The 21,984-nt window shown below is 45.4% G+C and carries 18 protein-coding genes; 3 read left to right on the top strand and 15 right to left on the bottom strand.

Translation table 11 applies throughout. The annotated features are described in order from the left end of the window. Window positions 1–118: 118 nt before the first annotated feature. The 8 genes from U1I11_RS10795 to U1I11_RS10830 form a co-directional block, all read right to left on the bottom strand. The gene (locus U1I11_RS10795) at window positions 119–1,315 is read right to left on the bottom strand and encodes a GTP-binding protein (protein ID WP_322906114.1); all 1,197 of its coding nucleotides are present in this window, start codon (window positions 1,313–1,315) and stop codon (window positions 119–121) included. Window positions 1,316–1,518: 203 nt separating this feature from the next. Then, window positions 1,519–2,046 (bottom strand): SMI1/KNR4 family protein, encoded by a 528-nt coding sequence (locus U1I11_RS10800; RefSeq protein ID WP_322906115.1) that lies wholly within the window; start codon window positions 2,044–2,046, stop codon window positions 1,519–1,521. A gap of 1,196 nt (window positions 2,047–3,242) precedes the next feature. Further along, window positions 3,243–4,655 carry a radical SAM protein gene (locus U1I11_RS10805; RefSeq protein ID WP_322906116.1) on the bottom strand — a complete coding sequence of 471 codons (1,413 nt, stop codon included), beginning with the start codon at window positions 4,653–4,655 and terminating at the stop codon, window positions 3,243–3,245. A gap of 52 nt (window positions 4,656–4,707) precedes the next feature. Further along, window positions 4,708–5,538 carry a prolipoprotein diacylglyceryl transferase gene (locus U1I11_RS10810; RefSeq protein WP_322906117.1) on the bottom strand — a complete coding sequence of 277 codons (831 nt, stop codon included), beginning with the start codon at window positions 5,536–5,538 and terminating at the stop codon, window positions 4,708–4,710. Between the two features lie 12 nt (window positions 5,539–5,550). After that, entirely contained in the window at window positions 5,551–5,853 is a 303-nt protein-coding gene (locus U1I11_RS10815; protein ID WP_322906118.1) for a hypothetical protein, read from the bottom strand. A gap of 151 nt (window positions 5,854–6,004) precedes the next feature. After that, entirely contained in the window at window positions 6,005–7,054 is a 1,050-nt protein-coding gene (locus tag U1I11_RS10820) for an LLM class flavin-dependent oxidoreductase (RefSeq protein ID WP_322906119.1), read from the bottom strand. Window positions 7,055–7,176: 122 nt separating this feature from the next. Then, window positions 7,177–7,809, bottom strand: coding sequence for a GNAT family N-acetyltransferase (locus U1I11_RS10825; RefSeq protein WP_322906120.1), 633 nt, complete (start codon window positions 7,807–7,809; stop codon window positions 7,177–7,179). 471 nt (window positions 7,810–8,280) lie between these two features. Beyond that, a complete protein-coding gene (locus U1I11_RS10830; protein WP_322906202.1) occupies window positions 8,281–8,511 on the bottom strand; it encodes a DUF896 domain-containing protein in 231 nt (76 codons plus the stop codon). Window positions 8,512–8,754: 243 nt separating this feature from the next. On the opposite strand from U1I11_RS10830, the gene U1I11_RS10835 reads away from it, so the two are divergent. Further along, window positions 8,755–9,042 (top strand): ArsR/SmtB family transcription factor, encoded by a 288-nt coding sequence (locus U1I11_RS10835; RefSeq protein WP_322906203.1) that lies wholly within the window; start codon window positions 8,755–8,757, stop codon window positions 9,040–9,042. Then, window positions 9,035–11,524, top strand: a complete 2,490-nt coding sequence (locus U1I11_RS10840) for an FAD-dependent oxidoreductase (protein WP_322906121.1) — start codon at window positions 9,035–9,037, stop codon at window positions 11,522–11,524. Before U1I11_RS10835 ends, U1I11_RS10840 begins: the two co-directional genes overlap by 8 nt. 230 nt (window positions 11,525–11,754) lie before the next feature. Here the strand turns inward: U1I11_RS10840 and U1I11_RS10845 are convergent, their stop codons facing one another. The 7 genes from U1I11_RS10845 to U1I11_RS10875 form a co-directional block, all read right to left on the bottom strand. Next, window positions 11,755–12,204, bottom strand: a complete 450-nt coding sequence (locus U1I11_RS10845; protein WP_322906122.1) for a C40 family peptidase — start codon at window positions 12,202–12,204, stop codon at window positions 11,755–11,757. 491 nt (window positions 12,205–12,695) lie between these two features. Next, window positions 12,696–13,352, bottom strand: coding sequence for a PilZ domain-containing protein (locus U1I11_RS10850; RefSeq protein WP_322906123.1), 657 nt, complete (start codon window positions 13,350–13,352; stop codon window positions 12,696–12,698). 533 nt (window positions 13,353–13,885) lie between these two features. Then, window positions 13,886–16,321 carry a heavy metal translocating P-type ATPase gene (locus U1I11_RS10855; protein WP_322906124.1) on the bottom strand — a complete coding sequence of 812 codons (2,436 nt, stop codon included), beginning with the start codon at window positions 16,319–16,321 and terminating at the stop codon, window positions 13,886–13,888. 524 nt (window positions 16,322–16,845) lie between these two features. Beyond that, complete coding sequence (locus U1I11_RS10860; protein WP_322906125.1) at window positions 16,846–18,144, bottom strand: arsenic transporter; 1,299 nt, start codon at window positions 18,142–18,144, stop codon at window positions 16,846–16,848. Window positions 18,145–19,072: 928 nt separating this feature from the next. After that, entirely contained in the window at window positions 19,073–19,444 is a 372-nt protein-coding gene (locus tag U1I11_RS10865; RefSeq protein ID WP_322906204.1) for an ArsR/SmtB family transcription factor, read from the bottom strand. 437 nt (window positions 19,445–19,881) lie between these two features. Continuing rightward, window positions 19,882–20,556 (bottom strand): IS630 family transposase, encoded by a 675-nt coding sequence (locus U1I11_RS10870; RefSeq protein WP_322906126.1) that lies wholly within the window; start codon window positions 20,554–20,556, stop codon window positions 19,882–19,884. After that, entirely contained in the window at window positions 20,553–21,011 is a 459-nt protein-coding gene (locus U1I11_RS10875) for a helix-turn-helix domain-containing protein (protein WP_322906127.1), read from the bottom strand. The genes U1I11_RS10870 and U1I11_RS10875 overlap by 4 nt, the downstream gene beginning before the upstream one ends. A gap of 513 nt (window positions 21,012–21,524) precedes the next feature. Here U1I11_RS10875 and U1I11_RS10880 point away from each other — a divergent pair. Beyond that, window positions 21,525–21,902 (top strand): ArsR/SmtB family transcription factor, encoded by a 378-nt coding sequence (locus U1I11_RS10880; protein WP_322906128.1) that lies wholly within the window; start codon window positions 21,525–21,527, stop codon window positions 21,900–21,902. The last annotated feature ends 82 nt before the right edge of the window (window positions 21,903–21,984 follow it).

The following is a 21,984-nucleotide window of genomic DNA, read 5'->3' on the forward strand; positions in this document are numbered from 1 at the left end:
TATGTTCGTTTAGCACAATCTAGCAATAGATAATAAACGCACACTTTTGGTTACAGAGCACCTACGATCTATCAATTCACCGTAAATGAACATTGTCGTTAAACGGTGAATATCATTATCATGACGAGTGTACTGGCCACGGCAATGGATTGTGGAACTGTGTCCAATCTTGCTCCATCTCCTGATCATTCAGCAAACACTCATCCAATTCTGCTTCCAGCAGCTCGCGCTCCATCCCAATTCCGATCATCACCAGCTCGGTCAAACGATCGCCCCAGCGTGCATCCCAGCGCTGATACACATCTGGTTCTTCCGCCAAAATCGTCTGCTGTTCCTCTGTCGGCAGCGCAGCAACCCACAATCCAGCAGGGCCAAATTGAATCGATGGTCCCGCCTGGCTCAAACTTGCCGCCAGATCGCCTTCGGCTGCGAGCCATACTAATCCTTTCGCACGGACGACTTCTTCCGGCCATTCACTCATATATTCGGCTAGACGTTCCGGATGAAAAGGACGACGACGACGATATACAAATGAACCGATGCCGTATTCTTCTGTTTCCGGTGTATGCTCATCCAGCTCAAGCTCTCTAATCCAGCCTGCGGACTGACTCGTCCGCTCAAAATCAAACAGACCAGTATTCAAAATTTCCGCCGGATTCACCTGTCCATGTGTCGTACGAATAATGTTTGCTGTAGGCTGAAGCTGACGAATGACACGTTCCAGTCGCTCCAGTTCCTGTGGCTCGATCAAATCGCATTTATTTAACAGCAATACATCACAAGTTTCAATCTGATCAATTAACAGATCGACGACATCGCGCGTATCGTCCGTACCTGTCGCTTGCCCACGTTCCAGCAATGTTTCTCCTGATTCATAATCTTGCCAGAACCGATTCGCATCGACTACTGTCACCATACAATCCAGATGAGCCAGCCCGGTCAGATCGATGCCGGATTCCTCATCCGCATACGTAAATGTTTGTGCGACAGGCACCGGTTCGCTAATACCGGTCGATTCGATCAACACATAATCGAATCTGCCTTCCTGCGCCAGCTTTTGCACTTCTTGTAACAGATCGTCGCGTAATGTACAGCAAATACAGCCGTTCGACATTTCGACCAGCTTTTCCTCTGTACGCGATAATGCTCCTTGCTGTTTGACCATTGCCGCATCGATATTAATTTCGCTCATATCATTAACAATGACAGCTACTTTCAGTCCTTGCCGATTGTTCAGCACATGATTCAGTACGGTTGTTTTGCCGGCCCCCAAATACCCGCTCAACACCGTTACCGGTAATCTTTTCCCAGTCATGTCTATTCTCCTTAATAGTAAATATTACGATTAATATGTAACAATATATGCCTGTTTGAATGTTTTGTCAACCATATCGGTCGTTTCAGACAGGCATATGCAGTAGATTGTAAGTTTGTTTATCCATTGTGCTTCCATTTAGAACGAAAGGTTAAAATCGAAGTTTAGTGCTTGCTAAGCTACTGTATTGCCCGTTTGTACAGTTATTGTTCTTCATGCAAACATAACTGGATAAACGCATTCAAACTTTCCGCTTCAACCGACCGATTATTCCAATCATGCCAAAAATACAATATTTGTCCGTACGTCCCTTCCTCCGCGGGATCGGTATCTACGCATACATAATCACCAGAACCATTGGTCGCAATCGGAATCCATGCCGGATTCCATAACACAGGCTTGATCGCAGACTCATTTTCCGCTTCTGCTCCATCCGAATCATATTCTTCTTGCAAAAATGTCCATGTTTCGATTATTTTATCGATCGCTGAAAAAGTCAGATTGCGCAACAATGGCATCGTTTCTAGCCGATCATCCTGCCCATCATGCACCCGATACCACTCCCGCAACTGATCCGGCACTTGTACATTCAGGCGTTTTTCTAATTCAGCAAAATCATCCTGTTTCGCTCCGTGTCGCAAACAGAGCTGCTCCAACTTGCATTTGTTCATCGTTATTGCATGTTGCTGCACCGCCTTCCATAAATGTTCCGCAAATTGATGATTAATCATAACTTGCCTCCTTGTTTAATGTTGTTTGTACTATTACCGCGTTCTGTATGGAGTATATGTGCCTCTCAAGCATATCAGCAAAAAAACATTTTGACAGCTATGTTGAATCGGTTTAGAATTTCTTTTTTTCGGGTTTTAGGTTTTATTATTATGAATTTTTCATATAGTGTATTTTTCACTTTAATTGTACCTATGTTGGAACAGGTTGGTCTTTTGGTAATTTACATATAAAGGATATTTTCATCGGTTTTTATCGTTTTATCATGCGTTCGTATGGCTGCAACGAAGCAGTCAATGAACTACAATTTAGTAGTATTGCCCACCATCCAGCGATGGTACTGCTTGCTGATTTAATGATACGCCATAAGGATGAATCGGTATCATCTTGCAATAGCCTCGACTACTGATTACGCTGTTTTTGCTGTACTCCGTCTGCTTAATATCATGGAATACGAGGCAAAGCGTTAATTTTGCATCATATTGCTGTTCTTTTTCATCCGTGATCAAGTACGTTTATTCACAAATTTTCACATTACTTGCTCTCTGCTCTCTGCTCTCTGCTCTCTGCTCTCTGCTCTCTGCTCTCTGCTCTCTGCTCTCTGCTCTCTGCTCTCTGCTCTCTGCTCTCTGCTCTCTGCTCTCTGCTCTCTGCTCTCTGCTCTCTGCTCAAATTGTATATTTATTTTTTAGATGTCAATATTTTTATCTTCTATTATGAATTTTTCATATAATGTTTTTTTAAAATAATTCTACTCCGCTTGCCCATTCCTTACCGCCTATATTGTCATGTTCACCCGGTTACCCGCTTTATAGTTTAAGCTTGCCTTCGCTTTTATAAACCTCCTTATTAAGACAAGCTTCCTTCGCCTCAACAGCAACATCTTCTAGCTCTATCCACTCTATTGTTACACATTTAGCCTTTATACCTTACTTCCAGCACCGCCCCGTAGCTTTCCTTCAATCCTTCGCAACGCCAAAAGGCTTCGTCATATCCTAAGGACATAGCCGAAGCCTTACTTTTTCACATCATCATTTTGCACCTTTATTATTGATCCTGTCGTTATTCACTTCATTTATACCAGTTCATCCGTTGTGGTATAGACAAAACGATATCCATCTACGCATCCATAATGCTAACTCGTTCATATATACCATTTGCTCATCCATCCTGCTTTGCCCATATTCCAAGCTGCCGTTCACGTCCAGGCTGTCGTAATCTCGTCCTTCAGTGCTTCCAATATTTTCTCCTTATCATCCCGGTAAAACATATTGTACGTATCAAATGGAATGATGCGACCGTCTGGATGGGCGATGTGTACGCAAGACTTTTTGACAGAGCGTACGTCAAAGTTATACGCATCGAGAAACTGCATAATGATGACGCGGAATACGTTATCATATACGATTCGCTCCGGTACAGCAGCAAGCGGCAAACAGCACAGCAAACTTTTGAGCGACAATGCTGATGAAACTGGCGAATGACCGGTAGATAGCAGTTCGAACAGTTTGCCTCGGATCGCTGGATCATTTTCAAATACGATCGTATTGCTGTCGCCTTCCAGCAAAATTTGCGGATCGATCATCCGGGTAAGCGGCAGTACCTCGCCATCCAGCTTTAACGCATAGCCCATCGCCAGTGAATCCGGGTGACATGGTACCGGCAAAATATCATCCGCATTAAACACTCCAGATTGATCGATAATCATCTGGCGTACTTCGCTTACGGTCAGACGATCGGTGGACGGGTCATAGCCTTCCAAACGTCCTGCCGCCTGGATCGGCTGAATCGTTACACCGCGCACCGCACGCTGCTCCAAACCGTAGCGAATAATCGTCCCAACTTCATGGTCATTCAACCCTTTTTTCAAAGTGACGACGAGTGTAGTCGACAGATTAAATTCATTTAAATGCGCCAACGCCTGTTCCCGAATCGATCGCAAATCAGCACCGCGCAGCTCCTTCAGTACAGCCGCTTCCATACTGTCAAACTGCAAATAAATTTCAAAACCCGGCGTATAGGCAGCCATCCGACGCACAAATTCACGATCTTTGGCGATACGAATGCCGTTCGTATTCACCATAATATGCTTGATCGGACGCGCTTTACACATATCCAAAATTTCAAAAAAATCAGGATGTGTCGTCGGCTCTCCACCGCTAATCTGCACGATATCCGGCTCGCCTTCATTTTCCACAATTCGATCTAGCATAAAAGCGATCTGCTCCAATGAACGATACGATGTGCGATGCGGCGATGATTCGGCAAAACAGATCGGACATTGCAAATTACAATGATCGGTAATTTCCAGTAACGTCAAGCAACTATGCTGCTCATGATCCGGGCATAGACCACAATCATACGGACAGCCGTATTTAATCGGTGTATTCCACACTTGTGGCATTTCGGATGGCTTAATAAATTCACGCGTCCGGTGATAATAGTCCACATCGGTCGAAATAAGCACCTTTTCCGGGCCATGCACAAGACAACGCTTGAGCATATACATACGACCATTTTCCTCGATAATTTTCGCTTCCGCTTTGCGATAACAAGTAGAACAAATGCTGTTCGTCAATTCATGGTATAAATACGGACGGTTTTTAGCCATTTTTTATTCCTCCTTTATACTGGTCGATCCGTTGGCAATCACTTATAAATAGTTATGAAACGGTTTTAATTTCTGTCGTTCGGCGCCGAAATATACCCCCACGCCCTCTCGTAAGCAGCCAGCCGTAATAAAGCAGACCGGCGATGCAAGCAAGTTGAATATTGTTCATCCCCCAATACGGATGTAGCGTCGGCTTAATATAATCGATCAAAAACCGGAATGATAAATAACCGAACATAAACCACTGAAACAAGCGCCCTGATACATAGCTGCTCGCTGAAGCGACAACCGCTACGTTCACTTGTGACGACTTATTCCAGCTTGCCCGACTTTGACGATAAAGCGGATACAGCGCAATGCCAAGCAATAACAAAAAGCCAATCTCATATAACTGTGTCGGATGCCGCAACACCCCATCGCCAAAGTCGACACCGGTAAACCAGGTCGTTGCGATCCCATATGTATGATCTTCCAATCCGGTCAAAAAACAACCAATCCGTCCAATCGCGATCCCGATCAACAGCGGATAAGCGAAATCATCTCCAGTTGAACGATTCCAACCCGCCCATTTTTTGGAAAGCTCTACGCCGATTAGTCCACCGAGCAGACCGCCAACAATCGTTTTGCCGCCCCATAACCAATGCCCCTGGCTAAGCGCTGTCCACGTCGCCGCCGGGTCTTCTAGCCAAAATAGCAGCTTGGAACCAAGCGCTGCACCCAAAATCGTCCCTGCGAGAATTTGCAAGCTAACCAGCTTAGACATACCGCTCGGTCTACGTGTCCACAAATAGATGCGAAAACCGATAAAATAAGATAATGTCTCAAACAGTACATGCGGATGAATGCGCAATGAACCGAGATGAATATACACCGGAAACTCCATAGCGTTCCTCCTTTAATAAGAAAAGATCATCGCTCCGCAAATCGCCAGAAACAATAAAGTAGCGCCGCCGATTACCGCCAAAATCGAGACGATAATTTTCCAAGCGATCTCGCCCGGTCGATCTCTCGGCGGAGGAGGTGGTGGTTGTAATGGCTGCAAAGCACGATTTGCCTGCGGTGTGATCGCATGATTGCCGTCACGACAGCCTCCGACTGCCGGATCATAACATTCCGCACATAGCGTTTTGCCGCATTGTATGCATTGATGCAGTGCCGCTCGATCCGGATGATTGACACAACGAAACATCTCCATCATTTGACCTCCTTGACTGTTTCCGATTGATAAATAAGCAGAAATGGTCTTCATTTACATATTCGCTTTATGTAAGGGTTTACCTTCTAGTTATTGCCAAATAAGATTAACTTTATAACATAAAAGAACTCCACAAAACTACAAAAAAAGCAGCCTATATCGGCTGCTTCTCCTTCCATATATTCGACGACACTTCACGCCGGATAATCGGCGCTACTTCGATCGCAAAACGTTCCAACTGCTCTTGCTGCTCGCTCGCAGTCAATCCGTCCACACTAATGCCTAACACTTCGTGTCCAAACCACTTTTGATAACGCAAAATTTTCTCAGCTACCTGCTCGGCACTGCTTACCAATGCAGGGCCATTTGCAATATAATCTTCTAAGCTATCAAATGGGCTAGCATTATGTTTTGCCGTATCTGTACTTTGAAAAGAATCATAATACGGACGATAGCGGCGAACCGCTTCTTCCGCTGTATCGGCAATGTATAGCGCTCCCGCTCCTGCGCCCACAATAGCGCTCCCAGGATCATAACCGTAATATTCCAGCCGCTCACGATAATGATCGATCAACTGTTTGTACTTTTCCGGTCGATGAAACGTGTTGGAGGAGAAAATCGGTTCGCCATACCGTGCAGCAAGCTCGGTTGAACGAGCGCTTGAAGCGCTGCCGTGCCAGATCGGAATCGGCGCTTGTAGCGGACGCGGCTGACTTGTAAATTGCCGCAAAGCTGGACGATATTGTCCTGACCAATCGATCGCTTCCTCCCTCCACAATCTGCGCAACAACTCATAACGCTCTTGCAGTGAATCCCATTGTTCCTCCTCACGCAAGCCGAATAGCGGATAATGACGTGGATCATTACCTTTGCCAATAATTAATTCCAAACGTCCACCTGAAAGCTGATCAAGTGTCGCATAATCTTCTGCGACCCGTACTGGATCAAGCACGCTAAGTACAGTTACTGTCGTCAGCAGCCGTATATGCGATGTGTGTGCAGCAATCGCGGTTAGCATCACTGCCGGCGATGACGACAAAAACGGCTCACCATGCCGCTCTCCAATCCCATACGCGTCATAACCAAGCTGTTCTACCCATTGTGCCTGCTGTAAGACGCTGGCAATTTTTTGCCCATCCGTCCAGCGCTCGCCGGTAATAGCATGCGGCAGATTAGCCATTAAGCTAAAGACGACAAATTTCATAGACTTCTCCTTCGGATCGGATGATTGCTACTCGTAAGCTGCTCGGTACACAAACGTACGAATAGCTTGACCGCATTTACTATTTATTTGGAATCTACTGCACGCTCACAACGAACAGTTATTCAGAACCGTCGAAACGATAACAATTGCCGTTGTACAGACCGACTACCACCAGATGCCGCTTGCGCCAATTCGGCAGGCACATCAGCATTCGATGATGCAGCTTGTTTTAGCTCCTCATACAGCGCAAACCGCTCTGGATTGACGATTTTGCGCAATAAGTGCATAACGCCATCTCCTTTGCCGGCATCAAAAGCAAGCAGTCGTTCATAGCCCCAGCGCTCATACATCGGTAGCAACCACGGATGCTTCTCAGCTGTAGCAAGCGTCACCGCAGGCGCGCCCAGCTCCTTGTTGATAATCTCTTGCTCTACCCAGTGTAGCAACTTGCGTCCCCAGCCGCTTCCTTGCCGCTCCGGGTCAACCGCAAACCACATCACAAACGGCAAATCCATCTGCTCTGCCAGCAGCTTTAGCCGCTGCGGGTCAGCTAACGTTACGGTCGCTACGATCTGTCCATTGTGCTCAAGCACATAGCATTTGTTGGCTATAATATTAGCGCGAATTTGCTCCACATCGGCATGCGCAGCAGGCCACTGCAATTGCAGTTCACGAATCGTTACATAAGCGGCATGTGTAATGCGCTGCACGTCAGGTGCATCGTCCGGTACAGCTAGACGGTATATTTCGGTCATATTGTACACTCCTTATTCCGACTATTTCAATCTATTTTATATGATTATAATTTAACACTAGACATGGATCGTGACTAATCAAAGTTTTCTATAACATTGTATAGAAAACTTCGATTGGTATATTTCGCTTCGTATAGACACTCCATCACATCCGTTGCTGTCTATTTTTAAATGATCGCCGATTGCATGGACCGCTTTCACTATTATCTTTACATCCACAATCTCTCCTTATTCGATCTCTCCTTATTTATAGTTGAAACCTATGCAACGTCAAATTGTATAGTTCAAGCGGTCGGCGTACTATGCGTTCATCATCCGACTGTACAACGAATAAAAACACCGCCACTGCTATGCAAACGGTACTTGCAAATGTATACCCGTTCACCAATAAGATGACGACTATACATCCAAAACGTACCGTTCACAGCAATCGCGGTGTTTGCCTGTAAGCTCTATTCGATTCCATTCAATCTATTCGATCAAAAAGCCATTCTCTTTATCGAGTTTCAGCTTTTCAGGAGTAACATCATTGCCTTCAGCGTCCACAACGGTCAGACGGGAAAAGGTATGGAGCACCTGTCCGCGAATTTCGCGCAAATATTCTTGACGAAGCACATGTTGTTCTTCTTTTTCAATATCGGTCAGGCCCTGCTCACGTTGTTTTTTGGCGAGTTCGTTAATTCGGGTTAAACTTTTGATCATCATTATAATTATTCCTCCTTCGCAGCGAGCCTGTGGCAACTGCTTGGTAAATATCTCAAATTAAACAATTATCTATTTAAGATATTTTCAGTATAGCAGATTGACTGGAAAATGCAACCAGTGAGTGTTAGCTGGGTTAATACAAACCAGTTGACGATTGAATCCTAATATCGTAATATTACGATATTAGGATGTAGAGAGGAATGATTGCAGTTGGAAGCAGAACGATTTGATCTCAAAGATATGAAGCAATACGATGAGCCTGCCAATTTGCTCAAAGCGTTATCACATCCGGTTCGCTTGTGCATCGTCCGTGGGCTAATGCGCAAACCAAAATGCAATGTGTCATTTATGCAAGATTGTCTCGGTATGCCGCAATCGACCGTATCTCAACATTTGCAAAAGCTACGCAGTGCAGGCATTGTAACTACTGAACGCAACGGTCTGGAAGTTAACTATATTTTGGCGAACGAGCGGATCGCCCATATCGTGACTATTTTACTGGGAGAGGAAGATGGTGAGCATGAGTAAAAAGGTTATTATTGTCGGTGGTGTGGCAGGCGGCGCGTCTGCCGCTGCTCGTCTGCGTCGTCTCGATGAACACGCAGAAATTATTATGTTTGAAAAAGGGCAGCATATCTCGTTTGCCAATTGCGGATTGCCGTATTATATCGGTGGAGCGATTACAGAGCGTGAACGGCTGCTCGTACAAACGCCACAAGCAATGAAGGATCGCTTCCGGATCGATGTGCGTACCGAAAGCGAAGTTATAGCGATCGATCCGACAGCACGCACTATCACCGCCAATCATCGTGAACACGGACAATATACCGAATCGTATGATGAGCTGCTGTTGTCACCTGGCGCGCGTCCGATCGTTCCAGCAGTTCCTGGTTGTGATCATCCGCTGCTGTATACGGTGCGGAATGTGACCGATATTGATCGTGTCAAACAACAGGTACAACGGATTGCTGGCGGCACTGCAATCGTAGTAGGCGATGGATTTATCGGTGTGGAGATGGCGGAAAATTTACGTGCAGCCGGTCTTGCTGTGACACTCATTGAAGGCAATTCACAGCTACTCGCTCCATTCGATCCGGAACTGGCTGCGGCATTGGCGGAAGAAATGCAGCATAATGGCGTCAACATTGTCTTTTCAGAGCGTGTGCAAGGCTTTACATCGCCGCCGCATGGCATCGGCGTACAGCTTACAGATGATAAAGTGCTGGAAGCGGATATCGTTATCGTTGCGATTGGCGTGACACCGGATACCGCCTTTTTACAGCATACTGGTATTGCGCTTGGCGCACGTGGTCATATTATCGTTAATGAAGCGATGCAGACGAATGTACCGCATATTTATGCAGTGGGCGATGCGGTGCTGACCCGTGATTTAGTGCTTGATATGCCTGCTGCGATCCCGCTTGCTGGGCCTGCTAACAAGCAAGGTCGTATCGCTGCTGATCAAATCGCCGGTATCCATTCCACCTATAAGGGTTCACAAGGAACAGCGATCATTAAAGTGTTTGGTCTTACAGGCGCTTCCACTGGCAGCAATGAGAAAACGCTACAACGTCATCACATCGACTATCAATCGGTTATCGTGCATCCAAGTTCTCATGCCAGTTATTATCCGGGGGCAAGCTCAATGATGCTGAAGCTGCTATTTGCAATAGACGGTCGCATTTTGGGCGCACAGGCGGTCGGTTATGAAGGCGTAGACAAGCGGATCGATGATATTGCCGTGGCGATCCGGCTAGGCGGTACAATAACCGATTTGAGCGAGCTAGAACTAAGCTATGCTCCACCGTATTCATCCGCCAAAGACCCGGTCAACATCGCCGGCTATGCCGCTGAAAATATCCTTAGCGGACGCAGCGACGTATTCACTTATGATCAACTTGCCGATTATGATGCCGAGCGACAACAATTGCTCGACGTACGCAGCAGCTTAGAGCATAGCAACGGGCATATTCCCGGCTCACAATCGATTCCAGTTGATGAGCTGCGTCAGCGCCTACATGAGCTGGATCAAAGCAAAGAACTGCTCGTTTATTGCCAGGTCGGTCTACGCGGTTATACAGCTGCCCGTCTGTTAAGCCAGCACGGTTATCGGGTGAAAAATTTAAGTGGTGGATATAAAACATACAAACAGGCACAGTTTAAACCGGACGATATTTTCGCGGTAGCTACTGACATTACGCCGTCAAAAGATTTCATGACCACGATGAATACGACACAACCAGTAACGGCTACGTCACCGCTTGCTACAAGCATCAGCCACGAGCTCAACGTATGCGGCTTAAGCTGCCCTGGCCCACTCATTCAAGTGAAGCAGAAAATCGACAGCATTGCCGATGGACAAACGCTGCGTGTGCTCGCCTCTGATCCCGGCTTTTATGAAGATGTAAAAGCATGGTCACAGATGTCCGGTCATTCACTGCTGCAATTAGAACGCGGCAAAAGTGGCACGATCGCAGCGACACTCGCCAAAAACGCCAAGTCGCCAACCGCTACTAGCGCAGCTCATCGATCACCAGCAGAACCTGCCAGTACGATGGTCGTGTTTAGCGGTGATCTGGACAAAGCGATCGCTTCGTTTATTATCGCAAACGGTGCTGCCGCCAGCGGACGCAAAGTGACGATGTTTTTCACTTTCTGGGGTTTGAATATTTTGCGTAAACATGAACCGTTACCAATACCCAAAAATATCATTAGCCGCATGTTTGGCATGATGATGCCGCGTGGTAGCCAGCGACTTGGTTTATCGAAAATGAATATGCTCGGCATCGGACCAAAGCTCATTCGCGGCATTATGGGCAGTCAAAATATCGCTTCATTGGAAGATTTAATGCGTAGTGCAGCCGAACAAGGCGTCGAAATGGTCGCCTGCCAAATGTCGATGGATGTGATGGGCATCAAGCATGAGGAACTAATCGACGGCATCAAAATCGCCGGTGTTGGCTACTATCTCGGACAGGCGGATCGTGCGGGTCATAATTTATTTATTTAAGCAACGTACTGGAACAACAAAGCAAACGAAATAAAGCGTGCAGTCGCTCTCTAGTAGAGGTGTGCACGCTTTTATGATGTTAAATCGATAGTATTCAACAGGATCGATACTGCTCCTTCAGCCGCTCATTCCGGCTTTATTATTCATATCCACTCATTTAAGCTTATTGCATTGCAAAATAGCTTACACGTATACGATCAAGCACAGATGCATGTCGCCGCTATACTGTTTCATTTTACTACCCGTCTTGCGGTCACATAACGTTTGGCAAAATAGGAGTCGGACAGGCTGCTGATCGTTACGCCTGTACTACTGCCAGCATGAATAAAATGGTTATTACCGATATAAATACCAACATGCGAAATACCATAACCCAACGTATTAAAAAAGACCAAATCGCCAATCGACAAATTTCCTTTATATACAGGCATGCCAACATGCGCTTGCTGACGCGCTGTACGCGGCAATGTTTTATGCATTTTTTTGTATACGTATCGGGTAAAACCAGAGCAGTCAAAGCCTCTCGTACTTGTACCGCCCATTACGTACGGTGTGCCGATGACTCTGGCAGCTTGAGACTTAATTTCACTTTTAAATGAGGCGGTGCTGGCCGATGCGCCGGTTGGTTGTGCTGTACAAATGACAGCCGCAGCCAGCAGAGACAATATCGTTTTCTTCAAAAAAATACTTCTCCCTTCGGTGCTTGCGGAGTTGATTCCAGAGAGTCCAGGTACTGACATGGCTATGTATTGCCCAATCCCGTATGTGACCACCCGCTGCAAAATAATGTCATGTCTAGAACGTCGTTATTAACAAAATAAGATTCATTTTATATGGTCGGTATATAACTTGAGCAAAAATGAAACACTTATTAATATTTTGTAACCTTTATCACCTTAAAACATTTCGAGTACATTTGTCAAATTCCGTCGTAAATCGTTCGATTCCGGTTATAGGTACTATTTACGTATTTATGTGCTTAAGACCTATTTAAGACTAACAGTCCTGTATCGTTTTCGCAACTTTACGCATTTACGCCATTATTTTAAGGCAAAAAAAATCCTGTCGCACGGTAACATACGACAGGATTAAGGCATCATTATAATTAAAATTATTGGTATAGCGCAGCATACTAATGTGCCGATTATTATAACATTTAAACATCAGCAAATTATCGACGGAAGCGAACTTGCTCCTGAAGGGCGTAGCGAATGATATGATTGCGATGCTGTTCTTTGATATCACTGTATTTTAACGCGATCTTGTAACGATCGTCATCTACCTGATTCATATACACTAGATCGGCTTTGAACGGCAGCAGCAGTTCGTTATTACCTTTGTACAAGTAGAGTGTGCCCACATATTTATTATTTTGGATAGGCTGACGACTGTAAAAAGACAATCCGCCACCGCTAATATCATGCGTATAAATTTGCAGTTGTAATTGTTCTTCTGTCTCTACTGCATTGAGATCACAGCGAAGCGAGCTGCTAATCCGCAAATAATCACGGTTTTGGATTTTGATAATATCGTCTACTTCCGGACTTTGCAAATGAATCTGAAACTGCTCTGTGTCCGCACGCGTAACGACCGTTCTAAACTGATACTTCATCTTGTCATTGCCGACAAAAACAGCATATGCTTCTTTGTTCAACATTTTGCTCAGCGGTATTCTTTCCTCCGCGGATGTCATCCTATCAAGCCGCGTAATATTCGCCAGCGTAATAACTTGTTCATCAAATGTATCGACACGACCGACAAACATATTGCCTTCATCATCTTGCACATCCAAATACTGATTGGCAAAAATATAGTTTTGCAGCTTCATCGACCTACTCCCCCTATTGATAACATGCTTATCAATATCAACGTACGGAACCGAACGCTATATTTCTAACACGTTTACATTGCACTGCCGTTTATATTTATTGCCGACGCAATTTGTCTGTTATTACTTATATAAGCCAGTAAATATGTTATACCAATAATAACACAAAAGACCTAATAAGCGAATAGAAAAAATGTATATTTATGGTTAAAAAGAACTATTTAACATATCGTATTCATTTTAAAATAAACTGCATATGTATTGAAAATGTAAAAATAAAGCCCTCATTCATAGCTCTTATGGGCTACTTATTTACTGTATTTGTTAAAACCAAGTTTACGATCCCGTCGCAAGTACTATCACAGTATACAATAAAATAGTTCTGCATGTAATCAAGTAGCAGTTTATAATTTCAATTTCTTTACAATTCTGTTGTTAGACGAACACGATATGCCAAAAAAGCTTTTGCAACTATCAAGCATGCAAAAGCTTTTTAAAGCGAAAATGACGGATCGTACACGCTAAAATTTCAGTTAGGCTATCGATGTGCTGTTATGGTCTAATCCGGATGATCGTTTGCGCAGCCGCGAACTGTCCAAACGCAACACACGCATCGCATTCAGTACAGCGAGCAATGTAACGCCAACGTCGGAGAACACCGCTTCCCACATCGTCGCAATGCCAAAGGCACCGAGCAGTAAAAATACCGCTTTAATGCCGAGTGCAAACATAATATTTTGCCATACGATCCGACGGGTACGACGAGCAATCTCGATCGCAATCGGCAGACGGGACAATTCATCATTCATAATGACTACATCGGCTGCTTCGATTGCCGCATCCGAGCCAAGTCCACCCATCGCTACACCGATATCCGCCTGCGCCAGCACAGGTGTATCGTTAATACCGTCACCGACAAAAATAATTTTCTCTCCGCGCGCTCGCAGCTCAGCCAGACATTCCAACTGCATCACTTTGTCCTGTGGTAACAACTCCGCATGAATCTCGTCCACACCAAGCTGCCCTGCTACCTGCTCTGCCGTCTGCCGTGTATCTCCTGTCAGCATCACGATGCGATGTACGCCTTGCTGTTTTAACTGACGAATCGCTGCGGCAGCATCGTGTTTAATTTCATCAGCAATGACGATCGTTCCGGCAAACTGTCCGTCAACTGCCAAATATACAACCGTTCCGCCTAACGATTCCAGTGCCGCTTCAATCCCTGCCCGCTCTAGCAAACGATAATTGCCTGCCAATATATGCTGTCCATCCAATGTCGCCTCAATCCCATACCCTGCCGCTTCGCTATACTGCTGCACACGCGCTTCGTTCAGCTCGCCCGCATAAGCGTTACGAATGGACTCTGCAATCGGATGACTGGAATGCAGCTCGGTATGAGCAGCCATTTCCAGCAGCTTTTGTTCCGTATAGCCAGCAGTCGGATGAATAGCGGTGACGGCAAACGTGCCTTTAGTTAGCGTACCGGTTTTGTCAAACACAACGTATTTGACATGATTCAATGCTTCCAAATAGTTGCTGCCTTTGATGAGAATACCGTTTTTCGACGCAGCGCCGATGCCGCCAAAAAAGCCGAGCGGAATCGATACGACTAGCGCACACGGACAGGAAATGACCAAAAATACAAGGGCACGGTATACCCAATCACTAAATGTCGCTCCACTAACTAGCAACGGCGGTACGATAGCTAACAAAGCGGCGATGATGACAACTGCTGGTGTGTAATAGCGAGCGAACCGGGTAATAAACTTTTCCGTCTGCGCCTTTTTGCTGCTCGCATTTTGTACGAGTTCCAAAATTTTGGCTACCGACGATTCGCTAAACAAACGCTCCACTTGCAACGTCAGTACACCGTTTTTATTTACAAATCCAGCTAGTACTTCGCTGCCTTGTTTCGCTTCGCGTGGCACCGATTCACCGGTCAATGCCGACGTGTCTAGCATCGAGCTTCCTGCAATTACAATACCATCCAATGGCACCTTCTCGCCCGGGCGAATTACGATTTGATCGCCAATCCGAACGTGTTCAGGGGAGACTTGACGAATGCCTTGCGATGTTTGCAAATTGGCATAATCGGGGCGAATATTCATCAGTTCGGCAATCGAGCGACGTGAACGCTCCACCGCTGCGCCTTGAAACATTTCGCCTAGCTGATAAAATAACATAACCGCTACCCCTTCCGGGTATTGCCCGATCGCAAACGCACCAATCGTCGCCACCGACATGAGGAAGTATTCGTCAAACACTTGTCCGCGTGCAATATTACGTAGCGCCTGCCAGACGATATCGCCACCAGCGATCACATAAGCGGCGAGAAATACGGTCAATTCCAGCGCCGGAGACAGCGGTAATAACAAACCTGCTGCCATCAGTGCACTACCGCTAAGCAAACGGATTAGCAGCTTGCGCTGCTGTCCTCCATCATGATGATGCGTATGTCCGGCATGCTCATGCCCTTCGGCATCATCATGCTGATGTCCATGTTCACGATGTTCATCGTTGTTAGTTTCGCCATATTCGTATGTGCCTCCATCGTCCGCCTGCGTCTGTCCTACATGTGTATTTAACTTTGCTTGTGCCGATGAATAGGCGCTATTTGCAGTAGATGACGTCATTGAAGCTGCATTCCTAGCTATATGTGTAGTGGAGCGCTCGCTTGCGGGCAGTTCAGTAGCGGTATGACTTGCTATTGGCGTTGTTCCCGCTACTGGCTTTATCCGAACACGGATATGCGGCTCGATCCGCTTTACCGTTCGCAGCGCTTCGCCAGCAATATGTTCCGCCTCTGTTGACTCGGCTTCTAATGTTAACGTTTTGCTGACAAAGTTGACCGAACATGCAGAGACGCCTTTAATTTTGCCGACTCCTTTTTCAATTTTCATCGCACAATTTGCACAATGTAGTCCATCGAGTGTTAATTCGCGTTTACTTAATGCGGCTGCGTGTCCCATATGTAGCCCTCCCTTTGCTCGTCAGTAGTCGAAGTGATCGATTGTAAGCGTGAGTGATAAGCATCTGCATGTATAGTTGCGATAACATAGTGAAGCAGGATGCTGATTGATCGTAATCATAATCATTTAAACAAACACATGAGTAATTGTTCATATATTATACCCAGTATAGTCCGATTTATAACCGTTGTCAAAATAGGATCGATTACAAGTTCACTTGATTACTTACGTGCGCTGGGCTGCCAATCATCGTTATTAGTCAGCAACCAAAAACTCCGGCTTACTCTGTAGGAGCATAAGCCGGAGTTATAGTGCTACATGAATTCAAGAAGTGTACAAACATAAACAATGCGGGTCAACTGCTAGTTCACTACAAGTCAATCGCTATATGACTTAAACATGCTTGACTAGACCAAATCGCGATTAGTGCGTTCGATCCTATGTTATTATCCCGACAATCATCATTTTAGCAGCGCTTCGTACATTAGCCGCCTTATGTTTATCCATATTTAACGCCCTACGACTTACCCGACGATAAGCAGCCATACATACAGCCCCAACAGCGTAAAAAACAGCGTCGGAATCGTCAAAATCAAGCCGATGCGGAAATACGTGCCCCATGAAATGCGAATGCCTTTATTGCCGAGCACATGCAGCCATAACAATGTGGCGAGCGAGCCGATCGGCGTAATTTTCGGCCCGAGATCAGAACCGATCACATTAGCATAAATCAGACCTTCCTGAATTATACCTTGTGCACCAGAGGAATGAATCGAAAGCGCCCCGATAAGCACTGTTGGCAAATTGTTCATCACCGATGATAAAATGGCGGTCAAGAAGCCCATACCCATCGTTGTCGCTAACAATCCGTGTGCCGAAAACGCTTGAATCCAATTGGCGAGAATAGCCGTTAGTCCTGCATTACGCAAGCCGTACACAACGACATACATGCCGATTGAGAAAAAGACAATCGCCCACGGCGCATTACGGATCACTTCACGCGCCTGTACGACCGTACTGCGATTCGCCATAATAAGGAAGAAAATCGCAATCGCGCCTGCGACGACCGATACCGGAATTTTCAAAAATTCACTCACAAAATAGCCGAATAGCAACAAGCCAAGCACCCACCACGACAGGCGGAACAGCTTCGGATCGCGAATTGCCGCAACAGGCGGTTTCAATTGACTCTCGTCGAAGGTGCGTGGAATGCTTTTGCGAAAATATACATACAGCACGCCAATACTCGCCGCAAGCGCAAACAAATTCGGTACAAACATGCGACTCGCATACTGCATAAACGTAACTCCAAAATAATCCGCCGAGACGATATTAACCAGATTGCTCACCGTCAGCGGCAATGAAGTCGTATCCGCGATAAATCCGCCCGCAATAATAAACGGGAACACATACTTTTCCTCCAAATTAAGCGCTCGTACCATCGCCAGCACGATCGGCGTCAAAATAAGCGCAGCGCCATCATTAGCAAACAGCGCCGATACGACCGCACCGAGCACAGAAATGTAAATAAACATCCGCACTCCATTCCCATGTGACAGACGTGCCATATGCAAAGCCGCCCATTCAAAAAAACCGATCCGATCTAGCACAAGCGAAATAATAATAATCGCCACAAAAGCAAGCGTAGCATTCCAGACGATGTGGGTTACATCGATCACATCTTGCCAGCCGACCACACCAGTCAATAGCGCTACGGCAGCACCGCCGCACGCCGACCAGCCGATCGACAAATGACGCGGTTGCCAGATTACTAGCGTCAGCGTCAACACAAAAATTACAATTGCAAGTACAGTCATTACCACGTCAACATCCTCCAGATCATCTGTTATCCATTTTGCCAGTGGTCATCTGTATACGATCCAATAGTGAACAGTAATGCAGCCAGCAAGCAAAAGAACGACCTATTGCTTTCAAACTCCTATTGCCAAGCATGCTGTAGACGATCGTCTGTCAAAAATAGATAGTGCATTGTCTTACTCTAATTGTAGGTATAAGCATCTCATTTGAAGTTTATGTTGTAGCTTCTAATGAATATGTTTAAGAGCGCCCAAACCCGCTATTACAGTGAGGCAATTTACCAGTAGCTTTGACCAACTCCAATTGAAAGTCTGATTTATTTTAACTTATAAAATATACCACTGTATCGCAGCATACGCTCGTCTTTGCTATGCCATATCAAACTTTATAGTTAGCTTGGTCAAAGTAAGCAGAGGTGATCGCATTCTATCTGTCTTTCTAGTACAGCCTGTCTACAGCATAAAGCATAGCTGCACAATATGCGTCTATTCGTTTACACAAGACGGCATATAGAGCACGCTATGCTATTATTTACATCCTAAATGCATACGCTTGAATCAGCAAGACGTAAATTATTATCGATTTTACATTATAGCAAGCAATCAGCTATTATTTGTACAAAATATCGATTAAAATAGGCGAAAACTAGGCGGTATATCAATCGATATACTAATCAGTATAATCGATCAGCTATCCGAAACGAGTGCTATCCATCAATCCGTCAGAAGCAATATCACTCTGCTGATCAAATTGATCGTGCAAACTAATCCTACTATACATCAATGGATCATATTGTGCATAAATGGAGTAATCTACAGCTATGTTGTGTATAGTATCGGATGTAGAGATGACGGGTAAGCGTTTATTATAAAGCGTACAAGCGGTATGAACAGTCATACCGTACGTCATCAGCGTCACAGATGAAAATGAATATTATTGGACCGAAAGCGAAGGTTCGCCACAGTCGCAGCTAACGATTTTATCGTAATTGCGCAGCAGTTCCTCACGACCGGGTAAATGGCGCAATACCGCTTGAATATGCGGCTTATCGTCGATATTAAGCGAATAATATACCCATTGTCCGCGCCGTTCTTCCTTCACAATCCGGTGTGATTTGAGCTTGCGCATATGCTGACTAATCCCTGGCTGCGAAATATCAAAAATTTCCACAAATTCGCATACACACCATTCTCGTTCCTGTAATAACGCTAGCATCATAAGCCGATTTTTGTCTCCAAGCAACTTCATTTGCTCTGCCACTTCTTCTATATGATGCAACGCCGAAACGCCCACTTCCGTTTTCATCATGTTTCCTCCTATTTGCTCTCCTAAAACCGGAGCAGGATCAATCATCAGCTTTGCTGCTGCTCCAGGGCGATGTCCTACTAATAATAAGGAACACCGTGCAGTAGCGATCAGCTGATATGCTTTGATTGTACATGGTCAGCAGCGTATCGTCACAGTTTAATATAAGAATATACTTATGTATCAATAAATGATACAGTCGGTCAAAAATTTTGTTGTGCTGCTGGATCGCTTAACTGTGCTAACACAAATGGAGTAACACGATAACATCGCTATAGCAGCTAGAGCAGTACGCTGACAAAGTTAAATTTCAATTTTGATTGTGTACTGACATTGTTAGTTAATAAGACCTTAAACTAGCTTCAAAACTTAAATTAATCCCGGTCGATACAGTAGTATGCTATCTCAAGTGAAAGTCTACTAGTACCTTGACCAAATTAAATTTTAGGATAGAGGTGTTTGAGTTTCCCTCGGGCTTGCTTGTTCGTAAAGTGCCATTCCACTCCCTTGACCTGGTGGTTGCGCTCGCGAGCCCACGTCGTCACTTCCTGTTGTAACCGCTCCATCGAATCGATGCGACGATGTAAGCACTGAATGGTAAGTGCACTGAGTTCAATTTCAGCGATGTTGAGCCAACTCCCATGTTTTGGGGTGTAATGAATCTCTAAACGCTGGGCTAAAGCAAGGGCAATGTCGGGCGAGAACGCTTCATAGAGCGATGAAATCGTATGCGTATTGAGGTTGTCCATGACCAAACAAATCCGTGGGGCTTGGGGATAGTGAATCTCCAGTAAGTCTCGAATTTGATGCGCCCAATCGATTTTGGTTCGTCGCGCACTCGCGGTCACCAGACGCCATCCAGCTAACGGCTCCGTGAACATAAAGAGGCTGCAACTTCCTTTGCGTTCGTATTCGTAATCTTCTTTTTGGACGTTTCCTGATTTCATCGGTTGAGGGGGACGCGTGTGCGCGCAAAGTTGAACCGGTTGCTCATCCATACAAATCAGCGGACAATCCGGATCATACGGGCGGGCATACGTCTCCAAAATGTCTTCCATCCGCGCGACAAATTCAGCATTGGCTTTCGGCGGGATGCACCACTGCTTTTTCACGTGAGGTCGAAGTTGTGTTTTTTTAAACAGGTTCGAATGGTTTCACGTCCGATTTGGTCGACGATGCGAAGTTCAATCGTTCGGTGCGTGAGTAAGCGTACCGTCCAGCGCGCATAGCCTTCGGGCGGTTCCGAACAAGCTAAAGCGATGATTCGCGCTTCTTGTTCGCCCGTCAGGATCGCCGGATGACCCGGACGTTCGCGCTTTCGGTACGTTAACGTGGCTTCTAAGCCGGACGTGCTATATTGTTTCACGGTAGAATAAACCGTCACTTCGCTGACTCCGATTCGCTGAGCGACTTCCGCTTGTTTGGGAACGATTCCTTGGCTTTCGTCCATCCACAACAAAATGAGCCCGCGATTTCGGATACCTTGAGCCGTTCCCTTGCGATGAAGCAGCTGCTGAATGTGTTGACGTTCCTGTTCTTGGAGTTCAACTCTATATTTTTTGTTCATGAATAACCCCTCCTATTGGATCGTATAGAAAGAGTGTAAAACTAAGATTAATCTCGGTCAAGGTACTAGGGCGTGTCTTCAAACGACTTTACAGATCGTTCGATACGGGTAAATTGCGTCAGACTAAGCTGTACAGGGTCTTATTTCTACCCTTTGTGAACAATAAATGATACGTAGAACAGTTGGAAGACACCACCTAGTATTACGTTAACAAACATAAATTTAAATGTTGCACTATAGCAATGTCAGCACATCATCAACATGAATATGTACCACGGTTAATGTAGTAGATTGTCTTCAGAATAAAGCGATCGTAAAATAGGCATACTATAAACTAACTGGACACTAGATAGTCGTAACATAATCTCTAGCGTTCCCATCGTGTTAAGGTGTTTCAACGTGCTATTACATCGCTGTTTTCGCCAGTTATAGCACTGAATAAATCCGCTATTCGTAATCACAACGATTTTTGGTATAATCAAATTATGACGTTACACGAGGAAGGTGATTTTCGTGAAGCAAGAAGCTTTAATTGAACAATGTGGACATTGCCTGAATGCCAATGAAGCTTCACAGCAGGCACTTGCTCGTATGAAGCAGGAGCTAGTTAGCAATGATACGGCTTTATCGATGGCTGAAATGTTTAAGGCACTCGGTGATCCGACACGTGTGCGACTGATTTACGCCCTGCTCCAGCAAGAGCTATGTGTGCATGATATATGCGAAGTGCTAGATATGACCCAATCTGCTGTCTCACACCAACTGCGGTATTTGCGCAATATGCGGATCGTAAAACCACGTAAAGTAGGCAAAACGGTCTTTTACTCGCTCGATGATTATCATGTAGAAGAAATTTTCAAGCAGACGTATCAGCATTTGAATCATAGTTAAGAAGTCTCGTCTGTTGCATACATGGATAGGTTTTAACAACAACAAAGCTCCAAAGCGTGGTTATCCATGCTTTGGAGCTTTT

This window comes from Paenibacillus campi, from assembly GCF_034659835.1.
GTDB lineage: Bacteria > Bacillota > Bacilli > Paenibacillales > Paenibacillaceae > Saccharibacillus > Saccharibacillus campi.

What these genes read in the sequence shown, in the direction of transcription:
- U1I11_RS10795 (WP_322906114.1), bottom strand. Translation starts at nt 1,315, where the DNA reads ATGACTGGGAAAAGATTACCGGTAACGGTGTTGAGCGGGTATTTGGGG.
- U1I11_RS10800 (WP_322906115.1), bottom strand. Translation starts at nt 2,046, where the DNA reads ATGATTAATCATCAATTTGCGGAACATTTATGGAAGGCGGTGCAGCAA.
- U1I11_RS10805 (WP_322906116.1), bottom strand. Translation starts at nt 4,655, where the DNA reads ATGGCTAAAAACCGTCCGTATTTATACCATGAATTGACGAACAGCATT.
- U1I11_RS10810 (WP_322906117.1), bottom strand. Translation starts at nt 5,538, where the DNA reads ATGGAGTTTCCGGTGTATATTCATCTCGGTTCATTGCGCATTCATCCG.
- U1I11_RS10815 (WP_322906118.1), bottom strand. Translation starts at nt 5,853, where the DNA reads ATGATGGAGATGTTTCGTTGTGTCAATCATCCGGATCGAGCGGCACTG.
- U1I11_RS10820 (WP_322906119.1), bottom strand. Translation starts at nt 7,054, where the DNA reads ATGAAATTTGTCGTCTTTAGCTTAATGGCTAATCTGCCGCATGCTATT.
- U1I11_RS10825 (WP_322906120.1), bottom strand. Translation starts at nt 7,809, where the DNA reads ATGACCGAAATATACCGTCTAGCTGTACCGGACGATGCACCTGACGTG.
- U1I11_RS10830 (WP_322906202.1), bottom strand. Translation starts at nt 8,511, where the DNA reads ATGATCAAAAGTTTAACCCGAATTAACGAACTCGCCAAAAAACAACGT.
- U1I11_RS10835 (WP_322906203.1), top strand. Translation starts at nt 8,755, where the DNA reads ATGAAGCAATACGATGAGCCTGCCAATTTGCTCAAAGCGTTATCACAT.
- U1I11_RS10840 (WP_322906121.1), top strand. Translation starts at nt 9,035, where the DNA reads ATGAGTAAAAAGGTTATTATTGTCGGTGGTGTGGCAGGCGGCGCGTCT.
- U1I11_RS10850 (WP_322906123.1), bottom strand. Translation starts at nt 13,352, where the DNA reads ATGAAGCTGCAAAACTATATTTTTGCCAATCAGTATTTGGATGTGCAA.
- U1I11_RS10855 (WP_322906124.1), bottom strand. Translation starts at nt 16,321, where the DNA reads ATGGGACACGCAGCCGCATTAAGTAAACGCGAATTAACACTCGATGGA.
- U1I11_RS10865 (WP_322906204.1), bottom strand. Translation starts at nt 19,444, where the DNA reads ATGAAAACGGAAGTGGGCGTTTCGGCGTTGCATCATATAGAAGAAGTG.
- U1I11_RS10875 (WP_322906127.1), bottom strand. Translation starts at nt 21,011, where the DNA reads ATGAACAAAAAATATAGAGTTGAACTCCAAGAACAGGAACGTCAACAC.